The sequence below is a fragment of the [Borrelia] turdi genome, from assembly GCF_008828755.2.
GTDB lineage: Bacteria > Spirochaetota > Spirochaetia > Borreliales > Borreliaceae > Borreliella > Borreliella turdi.
Genome location: NZ_QBLM01000001.1, coordinates 151069 through 173775, shown reverse-complemented (window position 1 = coordinate 173775; position 22707 = coordinate 151069). Strand labels below are relative to the sequence as shown.

Here is a 22707-nt window from a genome sequence, read left to right as displayed (position 1 = left end):
ATTTAATAATGACTAAAATTATTCCTGTAGCAAGTGGCAAAGGTGGTGTTGGAAAAACATCTTTTGTTGCAAATGTTGGATATAAGCTTTCTACTTTAGGTAAAACTGTAATACTTGTTGACCTTGATCTTGGAGGTTCTAATCTACATACGTGTTTGGGTGTTAAAAATAAGGGCGTGGGCATTGGTTCTTTTATTAATAGAAAGGATAAAAGTTTTTCAGATTTAGTATGTAAAACATCTTATGATAAACTTTATCTTATTCCAGGTGATGCTCTTTATACAGGAACGGCAAATCTTCCTTTTTCTGCTAAAAAAAAGATTATAGAAGCCATTCAAAAAGATCTTATTGCTGATTTTATTTTTTTAGATTTAGGATCTGGAACTTCTTATAATACAATAGATTTTTATTTGGCATCTTATAGCGGTATAATTGTTACAGTACCAGAAACCCCTTCCATACTTAATGCTTATTCTTTTTTAAAGAATGCTCTTTTCCGTCTTTTATATTTAGGCTTTCCGCAAAAAAGTCCTGAGCGAGATTATATTGGTAATTTTTTTAAAGATAAGATTGAAGGAACAAAGCTTGGGTTTAAAGATTTGGTTGTTGGGATTGAATTTATTTCTTTGAGTTCTTCTTTGAAAGTTAAGAAGATGATGAATAATTTTTATCCTAGAGTAGTGTTAAATAGAATAGAAACTAGCGAAGAGATTGCCATGTGTGAAAATTTGATTAATGTTGTTAAAAATAATATTAATATACCAATAGAGTTTATAGGTTTTGTGCCTTTTGCAAAAAGTTTTAGAGAGGCTATTAATAATAGAGTACCATTTATTGATTTTGAGAAAAATTCAAAATTGAATAAATATTTTGAATTCATAGCTGGCAATTTAATTAAATCTCCTGTTGAAGGGTCTCCTTATATTTACGACGACATATACGATATGATTAAAGATCAAAGTCAATTTATTAGAAAGTAAATAGGTTATAATACTATAAAGGAGCATTTGGTGTATAGAATTAAAAATGAAAATTTAGATTTTAAAATAGATAGTTTAGGAGAATGTAAGCAAAACAATCCTTTGATTGATTTTTATGCTGGTGAGGGTTCTTCACATTTTGTTAATGAAAAAAATAAAATTAAGTTTAGTGTATATAGAAATGAGGATGAGGGAGATAAATATGAAGATGTTCTTTTAGAGAAAGCCGGACCTAGAGAAAAAATTTATTTTGTACCCAGACACGTTAAAGCTGCTATTACTACTTGTGGTGGACTTTGTCCCGGCTTTAATGATGTTATTCGTTCTATTGTGCGAACTTTATGGAAAATTTATGGAGTTCGCAATATTTATGGTGTAAAGTTTGGATATCAAGGTCTTCTTCCTGAGTCAAATTCGCCTTTTATTAATCTTAATCCAGATGTTGTTGATGATATTAATAAATTTGGCGGTACAATTCTTGGATCTTCAAGAGGTGGTATTAAGCCTGTGGAAATAGTTGATACTTTGGAGAGAATGAATATTAATATGATTTTTAATATTGGTGGAGATGGTACTCAAAAGGGGTCTCTTCTTATTGCTGAGGAGATAGAAAAAAGAAATTTAAAAATAGCAGTTGTGGGTATTCCTAAAACTGTAGACAATGATTTTATGTTTGTTCAAAAATCTTTTGGATTCGAGACAGCTGTAGAACAATCTGTTGCAGCTGTTGCTGGTGCTCATTTTGAAGCTAATAGCGCTTATAATGGCATTGGGCTTGTTAAAGTTATGGGACGGGATTCTGGCTTTATAGCTGCTCATACCGCGCTTTCTTCTAATGATGTTAATTTTTGTTTAATTCCAGAGCTTGATTTTGACATAGAGGGTCCTAATGGATTTCTTGTTCATCTTGAAAGACGACTTTTAGAAAAAGAAAGCTTAGAAGAAATTCCTCATGCAGTAATATTGATAGCAGAAGGAGCAGGTCAAAAGTATTTTGATCATTTTCCTCGCAAGAAAGATGATTCTGGTAATTTGCTTTATGAGGATATTGGGCTTTATATTAAGGATAAAATTACAGAATATTTTAAAGCAAAAAATATACAATTTACTCTTAAATACATTGATCCTAGCTATATTATTAGAAGTTCGCCTGCTAATGCTAGTGATTCTCTTTATTGTGCTAGACTTGGGTCAAACGCTGTGCATGCTGCAATGTCTGGTAAGACAAAAATGCTAATTAGTTTGTGGAGTACAAAATTTGTGCATATACCGATTAAGATGGCAGTAATTGACAGAAATAAGGTTAATCCAAATGGTTCTTTTTGGAGAGACGTTCTCTCAAGTACGGGACAGCCGATTAGCATGAAGAATTAAATTAATTAAATTCTTTTTATTTGGCAGCATTTCCAGCAATATTTAATATATCCCAGGCTCTTGAGAATGGTGGAGAATATGAGAAGTCCATCATTCCCAATTCTTTTGTTGTAAGTTTTGAATAAATAGCAATTGATAAAGCATGGATTCTTATTACAGCTCCATTTTTTCCTATTGCTTGTGCTCCAAGGATTATTTTGGTATTCTCCTCATAAATTAATTTAATATAAAGATCTTCTTGGCCTGGATAATAATTTGTATGATTTTTATCCTTTACAAAAATTGTTTTATATTTTATTTGAAGCTTTTGTGCATCTTTTTCTGTAAGCCCTGTTCTTGCAGCTTCTAAAGATAGTATTTTAATTGAAGCTGAGCCTAATGTACCTTTAAATGGAACACGATTTCCAGCTAAATTTTCACCGACTATTCTTCCAAGTTTGTTGGCCGTTGTTGCCAGGGGGATGTATTCATTTTTTTTGCTTACTATATTATAAATAGTTGCACAATCTCCTGCAGAAAAAATATTTTTTATGCTAGTTTCGCCATATTCATTTACAATTATTGCTCCATTTGTAGTAGTCTTAAGCTGATTTTCTAAAAATCCAGTAGCAGGTTTTATTCCAGTAGCAAGTATAACAACATCAGCCTGATAAGTGTTTTTGTTTGTTACTACTCCTTCTACCTTTTTTTCTCCTATTAAACTTTTTACAAACTCGCTTGTATGAAGATTAACTCCTTTTTGTATTAGCTCTTCTTCCATTATTTTAACTATTTCTTCGTCAAAGGAATCTGTTAGTATATGGTTGTCTAGTTGAATTAATCTTACATTTTTTCTTTTATTTTTTACTGCTTCTATCATTTCAATTCCAATATATCCAGCACCAATTATTACTATATTTTTAATCTCTTCTTTGTCCATTAAATTTTTTATTTCTTGACCGTCTTCTAAATTTCTTAGCGTATAAAAATTTTCTAGATCGATATTATTGATTGCTGGGATAATAGGTTTTGCACCAGTTGCTATCATGAGTTTGTCGTAAGTATTGTTGAAAATGCTTTTTGTTTTTTGATTTTTTATTACAATTGTATTGCTTTCTGCATTGACTTTGATAACTTCGTGGTTAGTTTTAATAGAGATTCCAGTTTTTTCAAATTCTTCTTGTGTTTTTGAGATCATTGTATTTGGATTGTCAAAAAATCCTCCTATAAAGTAGGGTAGGCCACAAGCCCCAAAAGATACAATATTTGTTTTTTCATATATAGTAATGTCTAGTTTTTTGTTTAAGCGTTTTGCTTTGGCTGCTGCACTAGTTCCTGCTGCTGTGCCCCCAATAATTATTATTTTCATAATTGTTTTTCCATTTATTTATTTTATTTATTTTATTTATTTTATTTATTTTATTTATTTTATTTTATTTATTTATTAACTCTTTTTTGTTGTATATATTTGGGTTGAATTGCTTAAGCCTTTTAGCAGATATAACCCCAGCAAGCATTGAACCGCTTACATTAACAGCTGTTCTTCCCATGTCAATTAAAGGTTCAACAGATATTATAAGTCCTACCAATCCTACTGGAAAGTTCATTGCTGAGAGCACCATTAGTGAAGCTGTTGTTGCACCCCCGCCAGCTCCAGCAGCTCCAAATGAAGTTATTATTATTAATCCAAGAAGTGTGAGTATAAATAAAGTATCTGTAGGGTTTATTCCTTGAGTTGGTGCTATCATTATGGCAAGCATAGCGGGGTGAAGTGCTGCGCAACCATTTTGCCCAATTGATGTTCCAAAGGAGCTTGATAAGTTTGCTATTCCTTCGCTTACCCCTAGGTTTTTAGTTTGAATTTCTATATTAATAGGTATAGCTGCAGCACTAGATCTAGATATGAATGCAAATGTTAGTGCTGGGAATATTTTTTTTATAAAAGTAATTGGGTTTAATTTGTTTATTGCAATTAATGCCATATGCATAAGAAATGTAAGGCCTATGGCAATGTAGGAAGCAATTACAAATTCTCCAAGTTTTATTATGCTTTTAATTTCGCTGGTTGCTGTAATTTTTGTCATTAAAGCTAATATAGCATAAGGTGTTAGCTTTAAAATTAAAGTTACTATTCCTAATATTATGTCTTGAAGCGTTAATATTATTTTTTTAAAAAATTCTATTGATTCTGGTTTTTTGATAGATGTTTTAAGGGCAGCTATTCCTATGATAGCTGACAAGATCACAACTCCGATTGTTGAGCTTTTTCTAAGTCCGGCCATATCTTCAAATATATTTTGTGGAATAAGCTCTGCTATTTTTTTTGTAATTGGTGTTTGATTTAATATTTCAAGGCCTTTTTGTAATGTTTCACCTTGTAAAATTTCGCTCGCTTCTGCTTGCAGTCCTTCAGCTGTTAATCCTAATATTAAAGCAGTGAAAATGCCAATTACAGCAGCAATGCCTGCTGTAAATACTAGTACTAATATTACAAATAAGCTCATTTTCCCAACATCTTTACTGTTGGTTAATTTTATTATTGCAGAGATTATTGATGTTATTATTAAAGGGGTTACAATCATTTTAAGAAGCCTTACGTATCCATCACCCAAAATATTTATCCAATTGACAGTTTCGTTTGTTATAGATGAATTTGTGCCATAAAAATATTGGATAGTCATTCCAAATGATATTCCTAGCCCTAACGATATAAACACTCTTTTTGTAAAAGAAACATTTTTTCTTTTACAAAGATAAATTATGCTGATTAGAATAAACATAGCCACAATATTGATCAATGTATATAATATACTTACCTTATCCATTCTTACCTCTTGTATAAGCTTAGTGCATTCTTTTTTAAACTTAAGGGTATATATTTAAAATTAATTAATCTTGTTTTAATATTTTTTTAGAATAAGATTCTATTATTTCATCTTCAGAGGTGTTATTTTTTAAAATTTGATTAGCAAGAATTTTCCCCAGTTGAACCCCTTCTTGGTCGAATGAGTTTATATTTAATAAAAATCCTTCAAACATTACTTTATTTTCATAATGGGAGAGTATTGATCCTACTGTATAAGGTGTTAATTCTTTTGAATATATTAATGCAGAAGGTCTCTCGCCTTTAAAATTTTTATTTTTATTGCTATTTTCTTTTCCTTTTGAAAATGCTATTATTTGGGCTATTAAATTTGCTTTTAATTTATCATTGCTTGAGCTATTATCAGATATTACATCTTCTTTAAGTTGTGTTTCACTAAAGCCTATGAAATCCATTGGAACTATATCTGTTCCTTGATGAAGCATTTGAAAGAATGAGTGTTGAACATCTGTTCCAATGCCCCCCCAAATTATTCTTACAGTCTTATAGTTTATTGTTTCGTTAAACCTGTTTACACTTTTCCCATTGCTTTCCATTTCAAGCTGTTGTAAGTGAAGATAAAAATTTTCCATTGCCTTAGAATAAGCAATGATGCAGTTGCTACTGTAGTTGAGAACATTTCTTTCGTATATACTAATTAGTGCTGCTAATAGAGGTGCATTGTCTTTTACGTTTTTATTTAATGATTTTTTATCAGTTTTATTGGCCCCTTTTATAATTTCTTTTACAATTTTTTCTGTGAAGCAAAGAGTAAGTAGCGTAAGCCCAACTGATGATGTTGGAGAAAATCTTCCACCTATTGAATCGTGCATGAAGAAATGTTCAAGATATCCTTTTTCCTCTAGTGCTAACATGCTATTCTTGAGTGTTATGATGGCTATTTGTTTTTTATATTCTTTTATGCCATTTAATTTTAATTTGTTTATTAAGAATTGCATATTAGCTTTGGTTTCTAATGTGTTTCCACTTTTTGAGACAATAATAAAAAGCGTTTCATCAACATTAATGCTATTTAACACTTCTTCTGATTCGTCTGGATCAATGTTTGAAATGAAATAGCCATTCATTAAAGCCAGATTGTGTTTTTTTGCATAATTTTTTATTGAGCTATAAAGCGCTTTAGGTCCTAGGCTGGATCCACCAATTCCTATTTGAACTACATTTTTAAACTTTTTACCATTTGCACTTTTAATATTTCCAGAATGGATTTGCTTTGCAAAATTATATATTTTTTCAAGTTCTGATTGGAAAAATTCTCTCATATTTTCTTTATTGTCTTCTATTACGTCCTTACCAATTTGTCCTCTTGTAAGGTGATGTAGGACTTTTCTATTTTCACTAATATTGACTCTTTTCCCATCAAGTACTTCTTTATATTTTTCTATTAAATTTGCTTCATCGCTTAAATTTTGAAAAATTTTAAGGTGGTTTTCATTAATTTGCTTTGAAGCATAATTATAATGCACTTTATCCCCTTCTAGTGTAATGTCGTACTCTTTTATTCTTTTTCCAGTTAATGCGGTTTTTAGCATTTCTGGAGCAATTCCTTCAAGAACTTTGAAATTTTCAAGTTCATTAAGATTTTTGTAATTTATCATAAACACACCCCTTTTCTATGGTTTAAATTTTTCTATTTTTTCTTTTCCATATGTTTTTAATTTTTAAGATAATAAATTTAAGGAATCTTATTATTAAATTACTTTCAGAATAAATTTTTAAGTAAGCTTCACCTTCGTTTGCTTCACTTTTTGTAAATGATTTTCTGACATTATTTTCATCAAGCTCAATTTCAAGTAAAGTTTTTTTGTTTTCAATTGAGATTACCTTTACTTCAGCTTCTTTATATCCGATTTCTTTTAAGGCTTGATATCTTCTAAATCCCGCTATTAAATTTTTATTTTTATCTATTATTATTGGATAAATTAATCCATGCTTTATAATACTGTTTTTAAGAGTTTCAATGTCTCCTACATTTTTTCTAATTCTTTTTTTTATTTTTATTTGATCTATATCTATTAACATATTGTTTTAATCCAATTGGATATCTTCTCCGTTGACGTCTTTATTGTTAATTTTCTTATTTTCATTGTTGTGTAAATCTAATTCTTTTTTGTCTTGTTCTTCTGTTTTTCTTTTATTAACAATGACTTCGTCTTTAATTTCTTTGGTGTTTTTAATAAACATTTCTTCTTTATTATTGTTGTTAATGTTTATTGGACCTTGTTGTAAATTTTTATTTTCTATTTCATTTAAGGGTTCTTGAATGTTAATTTCTATTTCATCGTTATTTTTTTTATTATTATTATTATTATTGTTGTTGTTTAGGTTTTCAAGATTATTATTATTGTTGTTGTTTAGGTTTTCAAGATTATTATTATTGTTGTTGTTTAGGTTTTCAAGATTATTATTATTGTTGTTGTTTAGGTTTTCAAGATTATTATCAAGATATTCAAATTCTGGAGTGTCAAAATTAATTTCGTTGTTGTTAATCTCATCAATTCCATATATATTAAATTCCATTGTATTTTTAAATTTCAATTTATTTTCATAGTATTTTGATTTTTCAATTGGTTGGGTGCCAGAAATAAATAGTTCATTTATTATTTTCTCCTCAGCAATTTCTTCTGGTAATAGTCCTGTTTCTGCTTGTACAGGGATACTAATTATTCCTGAAGGTTTTACAAAAACTTTTTTAGGTAGGTTTTTGTGATATTCTGCCATGAATTCTCCCCAACTAGGCCCCGCCAATCCTGTTCCTGTTCCAGATATTCCTAGTGAATATCCTTTTTTGTCAAATCCAACCCAAAATGCTGTTGTTATATAAGGGGAGTATCCTATTGCCCATCCGTCTGCCCAATTTTGGGTTGTTCCTGATTTTCCAGCAATGTCAGATTTAAAATTTTTGAGATTTGTATATCTTTGATTTGCTAAGGTTCCGTATTGAATTGTTGATTTCATCATATCTGTAATGATATAAGCAGCTTGAGGAGACACTATTTGAGTTTGATGTTCTTTATTTTTTATTTTAGCTAATATGTTTGCTTCTTCATTTGTTATTATTCTTCCAGTTCTGTCTTCAATGTATCTTATTCCATAAGGTTCGATTTCGTTACCACTATTTCCTAAAATTGCAAATGCTCTTGCCATTTGGATTGGAGAAACCGATATTACACCGAGTGCTAGTGGGTAAACTTTTGGGAATGTTTTTTCTATTTCTTTTGGATCTTTTATTCCTAGTAGTTTTGAGGAGTAGCTAATCGCAGAGTCAAAACCCAGTTTGTCTAATATTCTCAATGATGGAATATTTAAAGACAAAGCTAATGCTTGTCGTGTTAAAACGTTACCTCGCCATTTGCCACCATAATTTTCTGGAGCATAAACTTCTCCGTTTTTATTTAGAAATGCTACCGGGGAGTCTGAAAACATCGTGGCGGCTGTTATTTTTTTTAGATCTATTGCGGCTGCAAAATATAATGTTTTAAATGCACTTCCAGGTTGAACTTTTGCTTGTGTGGCTCGATTAAATTCATTGTCTTTAGCATGGCCACTTCCCCCAACCATTGCTCTTATTGCTCCGCTTGTTGTGTCTATTGCTATCATTGCTCCTTCAGGCTGTGCAATGAGTTTTGGTGTTAATTTATTTTTAATAATATATTCTTTTGTTGCTTTATCTATTTTATCAATTCCAAGTATTGCCCCAAAGCTTGCAATTAGATCAATATTGTCTTCGTAAAATTTTCTTTTTCTTAGTTTTTTATATTGCCTTCCATTTATTCTTAAATTTTTAATTCCTAATAAATCTGATATTGCATCTACTACAGGGACAATTTCTGAATTAATAATTATTGTTTCAGATGATCTATTTAAATTATGCATTGTTCTTGCTTTAGTAATCATATCGTTTGTAACTTTATCTGCATATTTTTGTGCTTCAAGGTCAAGAGTTGAGTATATTGAGTATCCATCCTTATATATATTTGCGCCATCTGGTAAATATTTCAGTATTTTTTGTCTTATGTATTCAGAGAAATAAGGGGCCTGGTCTTTTTTGTTTGAAACCGCAGATGTATCAGCCATTCTAGTCCAATCATAATTTTGCCAATATTCATTAAATTCTTTTTCAGCAATTTCGGCTTTTACTATTCCATTTGATACAACTTGGTTTAAAACTGCACGCTGTATTTTTTTTGAAAATTCTGGATTGTAAAGAGGAGAATAAAGTTTTGCATTTGGGAGTTGGATTATCATCATCACGGATTCTGCTGTATTGATTTTATTTACACTTTTGCCAAAAAAGAATTTTGATGCTGCAACTATTCCATAGTTGCCGTTTCCAAAATAAACTTTATTAAGGTACTTTTCTAATATTTCGTATTTTGAGAGTTTTTTTTCAAGTTGAATTGCCCACCATATTTCATGTAATTTCCTCAAAATAGATCTTCTTGCTTGATTTGTGTAGAGAAGCTTTGCAAGTTGTTGGGTTAGTGTACTGCCTCCTGAAAAATATCTACCAAGAATAATATTAAATGCGGCTCTAAATATTCCTATCAAGGAAAAACCTCGATGAGAAAAAAAACCAATATCTTCTCGTATTAAGAGTGTATTAATTAGATTGTCAGGCATTTTTCTCAAAGGCATTAATTCTCTATTCTCATCAGATATAAATTGAGTTATTTGTTTTCCATTGATATCTAAAAGCCTTGAAGGAACTGCTGGGTTTACATATCCGAAATTTTTATCTTTTTGTATGTTTATAGTCTTAGATATTGCTAATGACACTGCGATAATAGAAAAACTAACTGTGAAATATGTTAAATAAATAAGTAGCTTATGCTTATTTATTTTTTTCAAATCAAGTCTATTTAATTTCATACTTTTTACTAAAGTATACTATAAGTGTATAAGAATTAATAATATTATAAGTTGATTGTTATAGTGTAAAATTATTGTTATAATTTTACACTATGTAAACACCATTTTTAATTTTATTAATTAAACAAATGATGTATGTTGTAAGTTGTAAGAGTTGGGTGATGTTATGTTTTGATTTTAAGAGTAGATTTGTTGATTGTTGATTAAGTTTGTCTATAATTTTATTGGTTTAAAGCTATTTAAAGCAGTTTTAAACTCTGTTTAGTATTTTTATTTTTATATTAAAAAAAAAGGAGAAAGGAGAGGTTTATGCTTTTATCTAGAAAAATAAGAGATTATGGAGCTAAGTATAGGGGCAAAGAAATTAAAATGAGTACAGAGATAAATAGTTTTTTAAATCTTCGCAATACTATTGAGATGAAGATAGGTGTTTATTCTGCGCTTGGAGTAATTTATTCTATTTCTATGGATTCTCTTAAGCTTATTTTTCAAGAAGATACTGTATTGCCCGCTTTGGCTAAAAATAAAAATTTAGGCTCTATTCAACTTAAGAAAAATTCAGATTCCAAGAATAGCACGGCTTTTTTTCCCTTTTTGTCTGTAAAACTGTTAAGCGCCTCTGCTTATTCTTCTCAAGATAAAGAATACAATTTATTAACGTTGGAATTTTTATCTCCTGTGCCAGAAGAGATTGCTATTAAGGTTGGAAAACTTCTTGATTTAAAACTTGGGCAAAATCAAAGAATTCATGAGAGAATTATTGTTGATAAAGATTCTATTAGAAAGCTAAAAATTGACTCTGATAAAGCTTTTATCAAGTTTAATGGATTAAAACATAAATGCTTAATAAAAGATTTATCTTATGGGGGTGCTTTAATAATTTCTTCTTTTGATTATGGGAATGTCAAGGATGATTCAATTGATTTGATTTTTAGTTTTGAATTTATGGATAAAGAGATTTTTATTGAGGGTAAATCAAAAAGTTTAAGTGTTATCCAGACGCCCAATGGAAAGGTTTTCGCGCTTGGTATTGCTTTTGATGAGGACAAAATACCCCTTGAATATACTATGCTAATCCATGATTATTTTAATTAATCAAAAGATTGAATTTTTTCTTATGGTTATGTGAAAATTTGCTTTGTAATAATCGGGTTAAGTTTATTTGATTGTTAATTTACTGGTTCGTTAAGGTTGTGTGGAGAAGAAGTTTGTTGTACTATGTTTTAGACGATTTAAATTTTTAAAAGAATAATTTAGCTTTATTTTTATTTAATAAATCTATTTGAACTAGCTTTTCTGATTCTATTGTTTATCGAGTATCCAAGTTCTTCGTCTTTTAAGAATTCACTAAGGATTTGTTTATAGTTGTTCTCAGAATTGACTAACTCTTTGTAAAGATTTTGTGCATATTCTTCAAGAGTATTAAATACCGTAATATTTTTTTTATCCCACAAAAAGTTAAATAAATAGGATTTTAGAGTAGGTTTTGTGATAAGTATTTTTGTATCTTTGTTTAAATATTTTCTTATGTTGTCTTGACCTTTAAATAAATAGACAGGAATTTTTGGTTTGTAATGTTCTATTACGTTGCCGGGTGATTTTTCTAATTCTATTTTTGTTTGTGCATAATTTACTGTATATTTTCCTTTTAGCTCTTTTTCTATCATGTTTTTTGTTATTGCACCCGGTCTTAATATTAGCACATTATCTTTTAGGTCAAATCCAATTACAGTTGATTCGATTCCAATGTTAAAGTCTTTGCTTTTTTCTGTCTTTATTATTCCCTTTACAAGTCCATTTAATTCTTTTAAGGCCATTTCAAAGTTTGTTGAGCTTGGTCTTTTTGATATATTTGCAGATGGCGCTACTATGGGGACTTTAGATGTTTTGATTAAGTTTAAAGCTATTTTATTTGCAGGAATTCTTATTGCCACTGTGTCTAAGTTTCCACTTACAAATCTGGATATCTTTACAGATTTTTTAAGAACATAAGTTAAAGGGCCTGGACTAAATCTTTTAATTAGCATTAGCGCACTTTTGGGAATATATTCTGATAATTCTTTTATTTTTTTTACTGTGTCGACGTGTACTATCAAAGGATTGTTAATAGGTCTTTTTTTTACTAAAAAAATCATTTTTACAGCATCTTCATTGTAAGCATTTGCGCCAATTCCGTAAACTGTTTCTGTTGGGAATACAACAAGCTCTCCTATTTTGATAAGCTTTGCTGCTTTTTGTATTTGATTGCTGGTGATTATTTCTGTTGATATCATTTTTTAGACTTTTTTCTTTTTATAATTAAATCAAAAAAAATGCAAATAAGCAATTTGTGAGTTCAATTGTTTATTGAAATATGTTTTTATATTATAATGAACATTATGAGAAATTTAATTGATGCCATCTTAAGAGATAATAGAAGCTTTATTTTTCTGTTTATATTTTTTTTTGTTACTTCTTATATAAATTCCGCTACAGTAGGTCTTGCTTCATGGTATGGCGAAGCTTTTCATGGGAAAACTACTGCTAATGGCGAAAAATTTGATATGATGGCTCTTACTGCTGCTCATAAAGAATTGCCTTTTAACACTGCTGTGAAGGTTACAAATCTTTTAAATAATAGATCAGTTGTTGTAAGAATTAATGATAGAGGTCCTTTTAGGAAAGATAGAATAATTGATTTATCAAAACATGCCGCTGAGAAGCTTGATTTTTTAGGAATAGGAGTTGCTCCTGTAAAAATCGAAGTCATTGAAAGTGTAAATGAAAAAAGACCTTCTGTATCAAAATCTGGTGATTTTAAAAAAGCATTTAATACTCCTGAGATTGAAGAAGAAAAGAAAACCAGGCAATCAGAGAAGAATATTTCTATTAATAAATCTTCAAATTTGTCAGCCGATTATTCAATTTCTGCTGACAAAGAAACAGATTTTTATATACAAGTTGGATCTTATAGAAAAAAAGATTATGCTGATAGAGCTTATCGAATATTAAAAAAAGCAGGTCTTTTTGTTGTGGTAAATTCTCATGGGCCGTTTTATACTGTTTTTATTCCTACGAGTGCTGATAATGTTCAAAGAAATATAGAGTTGATTAAATCTGCTGGATATAAAGATACTTTAGTAAGAAAGACCAGGGTTCCGGGCGAGAGTCTTGTTATGGATTAATTTTTTAAATTTTTTTATAAAAATTGTTTATCGACTTTTTAAAATCTTATGATAATATTTATTATCAATTCTTTTATAGTGGTTTTTTATTCTAAAAATTGTAATGTTTTTTAAAAAAATTTAAATCTATTAAGTAACTGTTTTGCTTTGATTAAAGTTCTATTTTATTATTATATAGTTATTTTATGAAGTTTTTATTTGATATTCCTCTTCCAATTATGATTTTGGCTCCAATGGAGGATGTTACCGATACTGTTTTTAGAAATTTAATTCACTTAATAGGATCTGGAGAAGGAGAGCCTCATATTTATTTTACTGAATTTATTTCTGTAAAAGGAATTTTAAATGGTTCAAAACAATCTATTCAGCATATTTTTTTAAAGCCCAATGAACTTAATCGGCCTTTAATTGCTCAAATTTGGGGCAATATTCCCGAGCAATTTTATAGAGCAATAGAAATATTAGGAGGCAAGGGGTTTTGGGGGATTGATATTAATATGGGTTGTCCTAAGAGTAAGATAATTAAAAAAGGAGTTTGTTCAGCTTTAATTAATAATAAATCTTTGGCTAAAGAAATAATCCTGGCAAGCAAAGAAGCTTGCGCGAAATTTAATTTACCCCTTAGTGTTAAAACCAGGCATGGATTTTCATATCCAGAAGTTGATGATTGGCTAGGGTTTTTGTTGGGCTTTGGAATTGATATGTTAACGGTTCATCCAAGACTTGCCGTTAATCAGAGTGACGGTCCTGTTAATTTTGATATTTTTTATGAACTTGTTAAATTGCGAAATGATATTAGTCCTTCTACGCTGATTATTGGCAATGGAGATGTTTTGAGTCTAAAGGATGCTAGATATTATGTTGATAAATATTTAATTGATGGAATTATGTTTGGTCGTGGAATTTTTAAGAATTTAAATTTATTCAAATTCTCTTCAAAACACTTTTTGGATAGTAATTTAAATTTTAGGTTAAATATATTAAAATTCCATATAAAGGATTTTCATGCTACTTGGGGGCTTGGAAAAGATTTTAATAAACTTAAAAAATATTTTAAGATATATTTTACTGAGAAGGAAAAACAGAGTAAGTATTTCTCAAATCTTATAAATTCAAAAACTTATGAAGAGCTTTTTGAAAATTTAAACGTTATTGATATGGTAGGAGATTTAAAACAATGAATTGTATATCTCTTGAAAAATATGATTCTAAGGCATTTGAAGATGAAATTTATAACAAGTGGCTTAAAAATAATGTTTTTTTTCCAGATAATTCTTTATTTAAAAAATTTAGTATGGTTGCGCCTCCTCCTAATGTTACTGGTATATTGCACATGGGGCATGCTCTTAATTTTGTTTTACAAGATGTTCTTGTAAGGTATAAAAGAATGAAAAAACACAATACTTTGTGGCTTTTTGGAACAGATCATGCAGGAATAGCAACACAGGCTGTTTTTGAAAGACATCTTAAAAATATTGGTAAAAGTAAGGATGATTTTGAAAGAGAAGAGCTTGTTCGAGAAATTTTTAAATTAAAAGATAAGCATAGAAGCATAATTGTTAATCAGATAAAAAAACTTGGGGCATCTTATGATCACTCAAGAGAAAGGTTTACTCTTGATGAGAGTCTTTGTAAGGCTGTTAACAAGGTTTTTAAGGATTTATATTCTAAAGGCTTGATTTATAGGGGTGAGTATCTTGTTAATCTTGATCCTGGATCTGGTAGTGTTGTTAGTGATGAAGAGATTGAATACAAAGAAGTTGATGGTAAACTTTATTTTGTTAAATATTTTATTGATGATTCTTCTTTTATTGAGATTGCAACAACTAGACCCGAGACGATGTTTGGGGATGCTGCTATTGCTGTTAATCCCAATGATGAGAGATATAAGTCTTTAGTTGGCAAAGATGTTACTATTCCTTTGACAACTAAAAAAATAAAAATTATTGCAGATTTTTATGTTGATAGCACCTTTGGTACTGGGGCTTTAAAAGTTACTCCTGCACATGATCCTAATGATTTTGAAATTTCAAAAAGGCATAATATTCCCAAGGTTAATATTTTAACTCAAGATGGGAAACTTAATAAAAATGTTCCTTTACAGTATCAAGGATTAAGGATAAAGGATGCAAGATCTAAAATAGAGATAGAATTAATGGAAAAAGGATTTTTACAATGTGTAAAAAAACATAGACAACAGGTTGGTCATTGTTATCGATCGGGTGAGGTTATTGAACCTTATTTGTCTACTCAGTGGTTTGTGAGTATGAAGCCTTTAGCAGACAAAGCGTTAAAGGCTTTAGAGAATGGTGAATTAAAATTTTATCCTAAAAAGTGGGAAAATACATATAAATATTGGTTATCAAATATTAGAGATTGGTGTATATCAAGGCAGCTTGTTTGGGGACATAGAATACCAGCTTGGTACAATATTGATACATCTGAGATTATTGTTAGTGATACTGATCCTTCTTTAGATGAAAAGAATAAGGGCAAGAGGTTTGTTCAAGATCCAGATGTTCTTGACACTTGGTTTTCTTCTTGGCTATGGCCTTTTTCTTCGCTTGGATGGCCTGATGATACTGTTGATTTTAAAAATTATTATCCAACAAATACCTTGATTACAGCTTACGATATAATATTTTTTTGGGTTGCAAGAATGGTAATGGCGGGATTAGAATTTACAGGGCAAATTCCTTTTAAAGATGTTTATATTACCCCTCTTTTGCGTGATAAACAAGGTAAAAAAATGTCAAAGTCTTTAGGCAATGGAATAGATCCTCTTGACATTATTCATAAGTATGGAAGTGATTCTTTGAGATTTACTTTATCCTTTTTATCTGTTCAAGGTCAAGATTTAAATATTGATGCTAAAGATTTTATGCTTGGAGCTAAATTTGCAAACAAAGTTTTTAATGCTTCTAAATTTATTCTTTTAAATTTAAAAAATAGAGAAATAGTAAATGATTTGGAATTTAATGACATTGACAAATGGTTGCTTACAAGCTTAAATTCAACCATTCTTGGTGTAGAGTCTTCTTTTGCAAATTATAAATACAATGAAGCTTCAAAATTTGTTTACGAGTTTTTTTGGAATGATTTTTGTGATTGGTATATTGAAATTAGTAAAATTGATTTGAATAGTGAAAATGTTGATATTCAGAATATGGCTGTTTCTAAGTTGTTATTTTTTCTTAAAAAAGTATTGTTAATTTTACATCCGTTTATTCCTTTTGTTACAGAAAAAATTTTTTCTGAATTTTCAGAAAAAGGAGATATTTTAGCCTTAAGTGAATATCCAAGTTTTGATATTGCTAACAATTTTCAAGAAGAATTTGAAAGTTTTAAAGTATTTAAAACTTTCATTGTGGCTGTTAGAACACTTAAGAGTGAATTTAATATATCTTCTAGTGTTGAGATCGATGTTGCTTTGAAGTTTGATGTTGACTTTAAATATGGGAGATACTTTAAGGCTAATGAAAGCATTGCAAAAAAGATGATTAATTTTAAAAATATATTTTATAATGAAAATTATGATGACATGCTTGGTGTGCCTGCAGTTGGTTTTGAAATTTATGCAGATGTTAGGTCATTGATAAATAAAACTAAGGAGTTAATAAGGCTTAAAAAGCAGCTTGAAAAGTATAAAATGCTTAAGATTTCTGTTTCAAAGAAACTTGAAAATGAAAATTTTTTAATGAATGCTCCTAAAGAAATTATTGAATCTGAAAAATTAAAATTTGTAGAATTTTCTTCTTTAATTGATAAGATAAATAGGTATATTTTTAATTTAAAAAATCTGTAAAAAAGGTGAAAAATTATTATGTAATTAATTTATTGGGCTAGCCTTTAACTTTAAGCAAAAAGGTGTGCTTTTTGTTAATAGCATTTGCACTCCTAATTGTTTATGTAATTAATTTATTGGGCTAGCCTTTAACTTTAAGCAAAAGTTATGCTTTTTGTTAATAGCTATTTTGCACTCCTAATTGTTAGGGAATGTTTGAGGGGATAAAAAGTTTGAATCTTGTAGTTTTATGAAGCTGTTTATTATTGTTGATACATCTTCTTCTTTGATATAAATTGATGGAAACGTTTTTCTTCGACTAAAGAGAAAATCAAAATCAAGAATTAAATAAATTTGATTACCTTTTCGAGTTGTGCTTAGCTTTAATTCAAAATCATCATCGTCTTTGTATCGTCTATTGGGATTTTCTTTAATCATTTTTGTGCCCAATAATATGATTTCATTTTCTTTAATGCTTTTTGGTCTCTCGTCAAATAAGCTTAAACTTCTGATTATATTGCTAGTATTTAAAAGATTGAAAAAGCTAAAATTTCTTCTATATCCGTTTTCTTTTAGGATAAGTTTAACTTTTGAATCATAATCTTTAATGTATGATCCCTTATGTTCAATTTCAATAATACCCTCAAGGCTCGCATTACTTAGGACTTCAGAATATTTTTCTTTTTTTATTGATATATCTTTTATAAAAAACAAATCCTTGATTGTGTCTTTTGCAAAAATATAATTATTAGATATTAAAAATACTAAAACTATAGCAAATACTTTTTTTGACATTAAATTTCTCCTTTTTGCTATTTTATAGTGTATCATATTCGTTGAATATTTTTGTATTAGGTTTTTGTCTAGAATTTTGATTTTTGTCTAAGGCATTAAAAAAGTAATTTTTTAGTTTTTTGAGCCCTTATCATATGCCTTTTATTTCCAAATCCTTTTTCTATATGGATGTATTTGAAATTAGCAAGTTTTAAGCCATCTTTTACGATTCGTGCAGAGGAAAATGTTGAAAGTTTGCATTCTGGACTGCTTTTTTTAGCAATTAAATTAAATATTTCATTGTTCCACATTTCAGGGTTTTTTTTAGGATTAAATCCATCTAAAAACCAGTATTCTACATTTTTTGGAATTTCTTTAATTTTTATTTTAGCACTTCCAATTAAAATTTTTAAATTAACATTTTCTGTTATTTTTAGTTTTAAATTTTTTTTTGGAATTTTAGGATAACGTTTTAACATTAATTTGAAATAAGGGATCTCTTTAGTGAAGAATTTTGAAATTTGCATTATTGTGTGTTTTTTAAGTGGAAATTTTTCTATAGAATAATAATTAATCTTTGAGGTTATGTTGTTTTCTTTTATGAATTTTAAAAGACATATAAAGTTTAATCCTGTTCCAAATCCTAACTCTGCTATTAAAAGATTTTCTTTTGTTTTTAATTCTAAATCCAGATTGCAACCTTTAATAAATGTATAAAAACTCTCTTCAATTCCATACTTTGGATTGTAATATATGTCATCAAATTTGCTTGAATATATGGTTTTCTCTTTAAAAATTAGATTTTTCATTTAAGTTCACTTTTTCAAGCTTACAGCATCCTGTAAGCTTGAAATTTTTAATTTGATTGATCAGAATAATAAGTTTTTATGATAAACTTGCAATCTTAATTCAAGGCCGCAAGTCTTAATAAAAATTTTGATTTATAAGTATTTATAAATTTTAATAATTCTTCTTTTAAAAATACAAAACTTTGCACCATTTTTACTTTCTTTTTAAGTCGCAGCCATTTTTTTATTCATACTAAAACCCTATTTTCAGTAATTTTTATGATACATTTTTTATTAAGCTTAAAGCTAAGTGGCTAAACTTAGCTTCTTACTCTTCTATTATTGCAACTATTTCTTTTGCTTTTAGTATTAAATGTTCTCTATTTTCGATTTTTACAGCAGCTCCTGCATACTTTTCATAAAGTACAGTATCGCCAACTTTTACAGTGATCTCTTCTTTCTTAGAGCCGATGGCTATAACTGTTCCAATATTTGTTTTTTCTTTTGCATTTTCTGGTATGTAAAGTCCTGAGATTGTTTTACTCTCAGCTTCTTTGATTTTTATTAAAACTCTATCAGCTAAAGGCTTAATATTCTTCATTTCAAACATCTCCTTATGTTAATAATATTAAATATACGAAAAAATTGAGAGTTGAGTCAATATATTTATATAGTGCTTGAAAATTAAATTAATTTTCAAGATAATTTTCTTATTAGAATATCAATTTTAGGCAGGGTAATGGTTTGATAACTGTAAATAATTTGGAAGTTGCATTTGGAGAGAGAGTTTTATTCAAAGATGTAAATATTAAATTTTCTTCTGGAAATTGTTATGGAATAATTGGTGCTAATGGGGCAGGAAAAAGCACGTTTTTAAAAGTACTAGGTGGAATGATTGAATCTACTAAGGGTGAAATATTTATTCCTAAAAATCAAAGAGTAGCGGCTCTTGAACAAGATCAATTTGCCTATGATGCATATAAGGTTATAGATACTGTTATTATGGGTCACAAAAGACTTTATTCTGTTCAAAGGGAAAAAGATGAAATTTACAATAAACTTGACTTTAGCGATGAGGATGGAATTAGAGCCGGGGAGCTCGAAGCAGAATTTTCAGAGCTTGGAGGATACGAGGCTGAATCTGATGCGGCAGTTCTTCTTAAAGGTCTTGGAATAGATGAGTCAATTCATAATAATTTAATGAGCGATATTGAAGGGTCTTTAAAGGTTAGAGTTCTTTTAGCGCAAGCGCTTTTTGGTGATCCTGATATATTGCTTCTTGATGAGCCTACCAATAATCTTGATCTACAATCTGTTAAATGGTTAGAAGAGTTTTTAATTAATTTTGAAAATACAGTTATTGTTGTGTCTCACGATAGACATTTTTTAAATCAAGTTTGCACCCATATTGTTGATATTGATTATGGAAAGATTCAAGTGTATCTTGGAAATTATGATTTTTGGTATGAAACAAGCCAGATTTTAAACAAGCAACTAAAAGATGCTAAAAAGCGATCTGAAGATAAAATTGCTGAACTTAAGGCATTTATTCAAAGATTTTCTAGCAATGCGTCTAAGTCTAGGCAAGCAACATCAAGGAAAAAGTTGATTGAAAAAATAAGGGTTGAAGATTTGAAACCTTCTTCAAGGAAGTTTCCTTATGTTAATTTCAAAAGCGAAAGAGAGCTTGGTAAAAATGTTCTTACAATTAAAAATTTGATAAAAGAATTTGAAGGGAATTTAATTTTAAATAAATTTAGTATTGTTGTTGAACCCCAGCAAAAGATTATTTTTTTGGGAAATCCCATGTTTGCAACTTTTTTGTTTGACATTATTACAAATGAAGATAAAAATTATAAAGGTCATTATGAATGGGGCTCTACTGTTAATTTTTCATATTTTAATAAGGATAATGGAAAATATTTCGATTTAGATTTAAATTTAGTTGATTGGTTGCGTCAGTATTCAAAAGAACAAGATGAAACTTATATTAGAGGATTTTTAGGTCGAATGCTTTTCAGTCAAGACGAAGCTTTAAAAAAAGTAAATGTTCTCTCAGGAGGAGAAAAAGTAAGATGTATGCTTGCTAAGGTTATGCTTAGCGGAGCAAATGTTTTAATACTAGATCAGCCTACAAACCACTTAGATCTTGAAGCAATTACATCTTTAAATGCTGGGCTTAAGGAGTTTAAAGGAGTTGTTCTTTTTACATCTCATGACCATCAATTTATAGATACTGTTGCTAATAGAATTATCGAGTTTACTCCCAATGGAATAATTGATCGACACATGAATTTTTCTGAGTATGTTGATGATACTAAGATTAGGGATCTGAGAAATAGCCTTTATGGTGATAATGCTGGTTTTAATCTTTAGCAGCAGTTTTTTTAAAAGTTAAAAGGTTTTTTATTTTGAGATGTGTACTTTTCATATTTGTCTTTTCAACTTCTTTTTTAAGGCTTTATTCTAATATTAATTTATATTTTCAAAAAGCATTAACTGGTAAAATTGTGGGCAATCCAATTATTGATGAAAAACGTGATACTATTACGGTTTTAACAAAAGATAGGTGGTTGACTACTTATACAATGTCATTTGAAAAAAAATATTCTTATAGATTAAATAGGGTTCCACATCCTTTTCTTTTGAAAGATTTTGATAATGGGTATTATGTTATTACAGTTAGAAATGAAGTTCAAAAGATCAAAAGAGGAAAGCTTGTTTGGAAGTATAAGCTCAAATTTTCACCTTTGCATCCTCCTGCCATAGGTAATGCTAGCATTTTAATCCCTCTTGTTAATAAGGAGGTTGTTTCTATTGATTTAAATAGTGGGAAAAAAATATTTGAAGTCAACTTAGGTGGCAGATCTGTTACTTCTCCTGTAGTTTTTGATAATGGTGATTTTTGCATTGCAAGTGAAAATGATGAAATATTTTTGTTTGATTCTTTGGGTAATAAGAAATGGTTTTCCAGGCTGGTTGCTTTTCCTTTTTTGTTAATGATAAATACAAAAAAAGAGGTAGTTGTTGGTCATAAGTCAGGTCATATTGTTGCTTATGGGAGAGATTTTGGAGAAGTTGTTAACTCTGTTAAGCTAGGCTTTCCTATTAATTTTTTGTTTGAAAAGTTTAATGGCGAATATGTAGCAATTTCAAGTGTTGGTATACTTTTTAATTTAAGTAGAAATTTTAAGCTTAAATTCAAAAAAAAAATGAACCTTGAGATTGAGAAAGCTATTCTTTATAATAATAGAAATCTTTTAATTTCAACCAAATCAAATGGAATTTTGTCTTTTGAAGAAGATTTTGAGCCATCTTTTGTAGATGCTAATCTTAAGGATTTGTCAGGACTTACTGCTAATTCGGGTATTATTGTCGTAGGGGGGGGCGATTGGGTTCTTAGTACTTATTATTACGAATACGACAAAGAGTTTGATGTTAGTGTATGGAATCATTTTAGAGGTAATAAATACAATCAAGGTAGGATAGATTTAAAAGAGAAGGGTTTTGTAGATTATGATGAAAATTATTTACTTCTTGATGAAATTCTTAATTCTAGCTATAGTGATGCTGCTTATGATAAATTTTTAGGGATTTTAGATTTTCTTGCAAATAAAGATGGAAATTTCCCCAAAAAATATTTAAATTTATATAAAAAAGCTTTTAATGTGTGGCTTTTGCCAGAAAAGGGATTTGATAGAATTATTTCAAGGGGCAAGCTTTATAGATATTTTGTATATGTTAATGATGAATTTTCAATTAAGAGTTTTATTAATTTAGCAATTAGAGAAAGAGATATTAATAATATAATTACCATAGTGCAAACTATTACCAAGTTTGAAAATTATTATGGGCAAAATTGTATTATATATAACTACATCCAGCATATAGTGTTAAATTACCAAGGCAATTTAGAAATAGCTTATTCTGTAATCTTAAATTTGAGAAATATAATTTTAAATTCAACAGACAAACTTCTTAAACTTTGTAAACATAAGTATCTAAATTTATTAATGTTTATGAGACGGCAAAATTTTTCTGAAAATATTAACAATTATATTAATGAAATTATTTCAAGCATTCAAGACTGAATAGCTGTTTTGTATAT

Annotated in this window: 17 protein-coding genes; 8 read left to right on the top strand and 9 right to left on the bottom strand. The window is 29.0% G+C overall.

All coding sequences use genetic code 11. From position 1 onward, the window contains the following. Positions 1-8: 8 nt before the first annotated feature. Both DB318_RS00760 and DB318_RS00755 read left to right on the top strand, forming a co-directional pair. Positions 9-980 (top strand): MinD/ParA family protein, encoded by a 972-nt coding sequence (locus DB318_RS00760; protein WP_151073656.1) that lies wholly within the window; start codon positions 9-11, stop codon positions 978-980. A 30-nt stretch (positions 981-1010) separates the two neighbouring features. Further along, positions 1011-2354: an ATP-dependent 6-phosphofructokinase gene (locus tag DB318_RS00755; RefSeq protein ID WP_151060372.1), complete on the top strand. Its 1344-nt coding sequence runs from the start codon at positions 1011-1013 to the stop codon at positions 2352-2354. Positions 2355-2370: 16 nt separating this feature from the next. On the opposite strand, the gene DB318_RS00750 is transcribed toward DB318_RS00755, so the two are convergent. The 5 genes from DB318_RS00750 to DB318_RS00730 all read right to left on the bottom strand — a co-directional run bounded on the left by DB318_RS00750 (position 2371) and on the right by DB318_RS00730 (position 10089). After that, the gene (locus DB318_RS00750; RefSeq protein WP_151060373.1) at positions 2371-3702 is read right to left on the bottom strand and encodes a CoA-disulfide reductase; all 1332 of its coding nucleotides are present in this window, start codon (positions 3700-3702) and stop codon (positions 2371-2373) included. A gap of 64 nt (positions 3703-3766) precedes the next feature. Further along, positions 3767-5158, bottom strand: coding sequence for an L-cystine transporter (locus DB318_RS00745; RefSeq protein ID WP_151060374.1), 1392 nt, complete (start codon positions 5156-5158; stop codon positions 3767-3769). Positions 5159-5222: 64 nt separating this feature from the next. Continuing rightward, on the bottom strand, positions 5223-6815 hold the full coding sequence (locus DB318_RS00740) for a glucose-6-phosphate isomerase (RefSeq protein WP_151060375.1): 1593 nt from the start codon (positions 6813-6815) through the stop codon (positions 5223-5225). A gap of 22 nt (positions 6816-6837) precedes the next feature. Beyond that, complete coding sequence (locus DB318_RS00735) at positions 6838-7239, bottom strand: ParB N-terminal domain-containing protein (protein ID WP_151060376.1); 402 nt, start codon at positions 7237-7239, stop codon at positions 6838-6840. A 6-nt stretch (positions 7240-7245) separates the two neighbouring features. Beyond that, positions 7246-10089 (bottom strand): penicillin-binding protein 1A, encoded by a 2844-nt coding sequence (locus tag DB318_RS00730; protein WP_151074122.1) that lies wholly within the window; start codon positions 10087-10089, stop codon positions 7246-7248. A 309-nt stretch (positions 10090-10398) separates the two neighbouring features. Here DB318_RS00730 and plzA point away from each other — a divergent pair, with 309 nt between their 5' ends. After that, positions 10399-11184, top strand: a complete 786-nt coding sequence (gene plzA, locus DB318_RS00725; RefSeq protein WP_151060378.1) for a c-di-GMP-binding receptor PlzA — start codon at positions 10399-10401, stop codon at positions 11182-11184. A gap of 170 nt (positions 11185-11354) precedes the next feature. On the opposite strand, the gene DB318_RS00720 is transcribed toward plzA, so the two are convergent. Continuing rightward, positions 11355-12362, bottom strand: a complete 1008-nt coding sequence (locus tag DB318_RS00720) for an L-threonylcarbamoyladenylate synthase (RefSeq protein ID WP_151060379.1) — start codon at positions 12360-12362, stop codon at positions 11355-11357. A 105-nt stretch (positions 12363-12467) separates the two neighbouring features. Between DB318_RS00720 and DB318_RS00715 the strand changes: the two genes are divergently transcribed. The 3 genes from DB318_RS00715 to valS all read left to right on the top strand — a co-directional run bounded on the left by DB318_RS00715 (position 12468) and on the right by valS (position 17058). Continuing rightward, on the top strand, positions 12468-13253 hold the full coding sequence (locus DB318_RS00715) for a septal ring lytic transglycosylase RlpA family protein (RefSeq protein WP_151073658.1): 786 nt from the start codon (positions 12468-12470) through the stop codon (positions 13251-13253). 185 nt (positions 13254-13438) lie between these two features. Further along, positions 13439-14434, top strand: coding sequence for a tRNA dihydrouridine synthase (locus tag DB318_RS00710; RefSeq protein WP_151074121.1), 996 nt, complete (start codon positions 13439-13441; stop codon positions 14432-14434). Further along, positions 14431-17058, top strand: a complete 2628-nt coding sequence (gene valS / locus DB318_RS00705; protein ID WP_151074120.1) for a valine--tRNA ligase — start codon at positions 14431-14433, stop codon at positions 17056-17058. The genes DB318_RS00710 and valS overlap by 4 nt, the downstream gene beginning before the upstream one ends. A 177-nt stretch (positions 17059-17235) precedes the next feature. On the opposite strand, the gene DB318_RS00700 is transcribed toward valS, so the two are convergent. The 3 genes from DB318_RS00700 to groES form a co-directional block, all read right to left on the bottom strand. After that, a complete protein-coding gene (locus tag DB318_RS00700) occupies positions 17236-17832 on the bottom strand; it encodes a hypothetical protein (RefSeq protein ID WP_151060383.1) in 597 nt (198 codons plus the stop codon). Positions 17833-17927: 95 nt separating this feature from the next. Then, positions 17928-18620, bottom strand: a complete 693-nt coding sequence (mnmC2, locus tag DB318_RS00695) for a tRNA (5-methylaminomethyl-2-thiouridine)(34)-methyltransferase MnmC2 (protein WP_151060384.1) — start codon at positions 18618-18620, stop codon at positions 17928-17930. Between the two features lie 307 nt (positions 18621-18927). Continuing rightward, the gene (groES, locus tag DB318_RS00690) at positions 18928-19200 is read right to left on the bottom strand and encodes a co-chaperone GroES (protein WP_151060385.1); all 273 of its coding nucleotides are present in this window, start codon (positions 19198-19200) and stop codon (positions 18928-18930) included. A gap of 143 nt (positions 19201-19343) precedes the next feature. Here groES and DB318_RS00685 point away from each other — a divergent pair, with 143 nt between their 5' ends. Further along, positions 19344-20975 (top strand): ABC-F family ATP-binding cassette domain-containing protein, encoded by a 1632-nt coding sequence (locus DB318_RS00685; RefSeq protein WP_151060386.1) that lies wholly within the window; start codon positions 19344-19346, stop codon positions 20973-20975. Between the two features lie 35 nt (positions 20976-21010). Next, positions 21011-22690 (top strand): PQQ-binding-like beta-propeller repeat protein, encoded by a 1680-nt coding sequence (locus tag DB318_RS00680; RefSeq protein WP_151060387.1) that lies wholly within the window; start codon positions 21011-21013, stop codon positions 22688-22690. The last annotated feature ends 17 nt before the right edge of the window (positions 22691-22707 follow it).

Excerpts from the sequence above, each read along its gene's own strand:
- DB318_RS00720 (WP_151060379.1), bottom strand. The coding sequence starts at position 12,362 with ATGATATCAACAGAAATAATCACCAGCAATCAAATACAAAAAGCAGCA.
- DB318_RS00750 (WP_151060373.1), bottom strand. The coding sequence starts at position 3,702 with ATGAAAATAATAATTATTGGGGGCACAGCAGCAGGAACTAGTGCAGCA.
- DB318_RS00740 (WP_151060375.1), bottom strand. The coding sequence starts at position 6,815 with ATGATAAATTACAAAAATCTTAATGAACTTGAAAATTTCAAAGTTCTT.
- mnmC2 (WP_151060384.1), bottom strand. The coding sequence starts at position 18,620 with ATGAAAAATCTAATTTTTAAAGAGAAAACCATATATTCAAGCAAATTT.
- DB318_RS00745 (WP_151060374.1), bottom strand. The coding sequence starts at position 5,158 with ATGGATAAGGTAAGTATATTATATACATTGATCAATATTGTGGCTATG.
- DB318_RS00710 (WP_151074121.1), top strand. The coding sequence starts at position 13,439 with ATGAAGTTTTTATTTGATATTCCTCTTCCAATTATGATTTTGGCTCCA.
- DB318_RS00700 (WP_151060383.1), bottom strand. The coding sequence starts at position 17,832 with ATGTCAAAAAAAGTATTTGCTATAGTTTTAGTATTTTTAATATCTAAT.
- DB318_RS00735 (WP_151060376.1), bottom strand. The coding sequence starts at position 7,239 with ATGTTAATAGATATAGATCAAATAAAAATAAAAAAAAGAATTAGAAAA.
- groES (WP_151060385.1), bottom strand. The coding sequence starts at position 19,200 with ATGAAGAATATTAAGCCTTTAGCTGATAGAGTTTTAATAAAAATCAAA.
- DB318_RS00715 (WP_151073658.1), top strand. The coding sequence starts at position 12,468 with ATGAGAAATTTAATTGATGCCATCTTAAGAGATAATAGAAGCTTTATT.
- DB318_RS00730 (WP_151074122.1), bottom strand. The coding sequence starts at position 10,089 with ATGAAATTAAATAGACTTGATTTGAAAAAAATAAATAAGCATAAGCTA.
- DB318_RS00760 (WP_151073656.1), top strand. The coding sequence starts at position 9 with ATGACTAAAATTATTCCTGTAGCAAGTGGCAAAGGTGGTGTTGGAAAA.
- valS (WP_151074120.1), top strand. The coding sequence starts at position 14,431 with ATGAATTGTATATCTCTTGAAAAATATGATTCTAAGGCATTTGAAGAT.
- plzA (WP_151060378.1), top strand. The coding sequence starts at position 10,399 with ATGCTTTTATCTAGAAAAATAAGAGATTATGGAGCTAAGTATAGGGGC.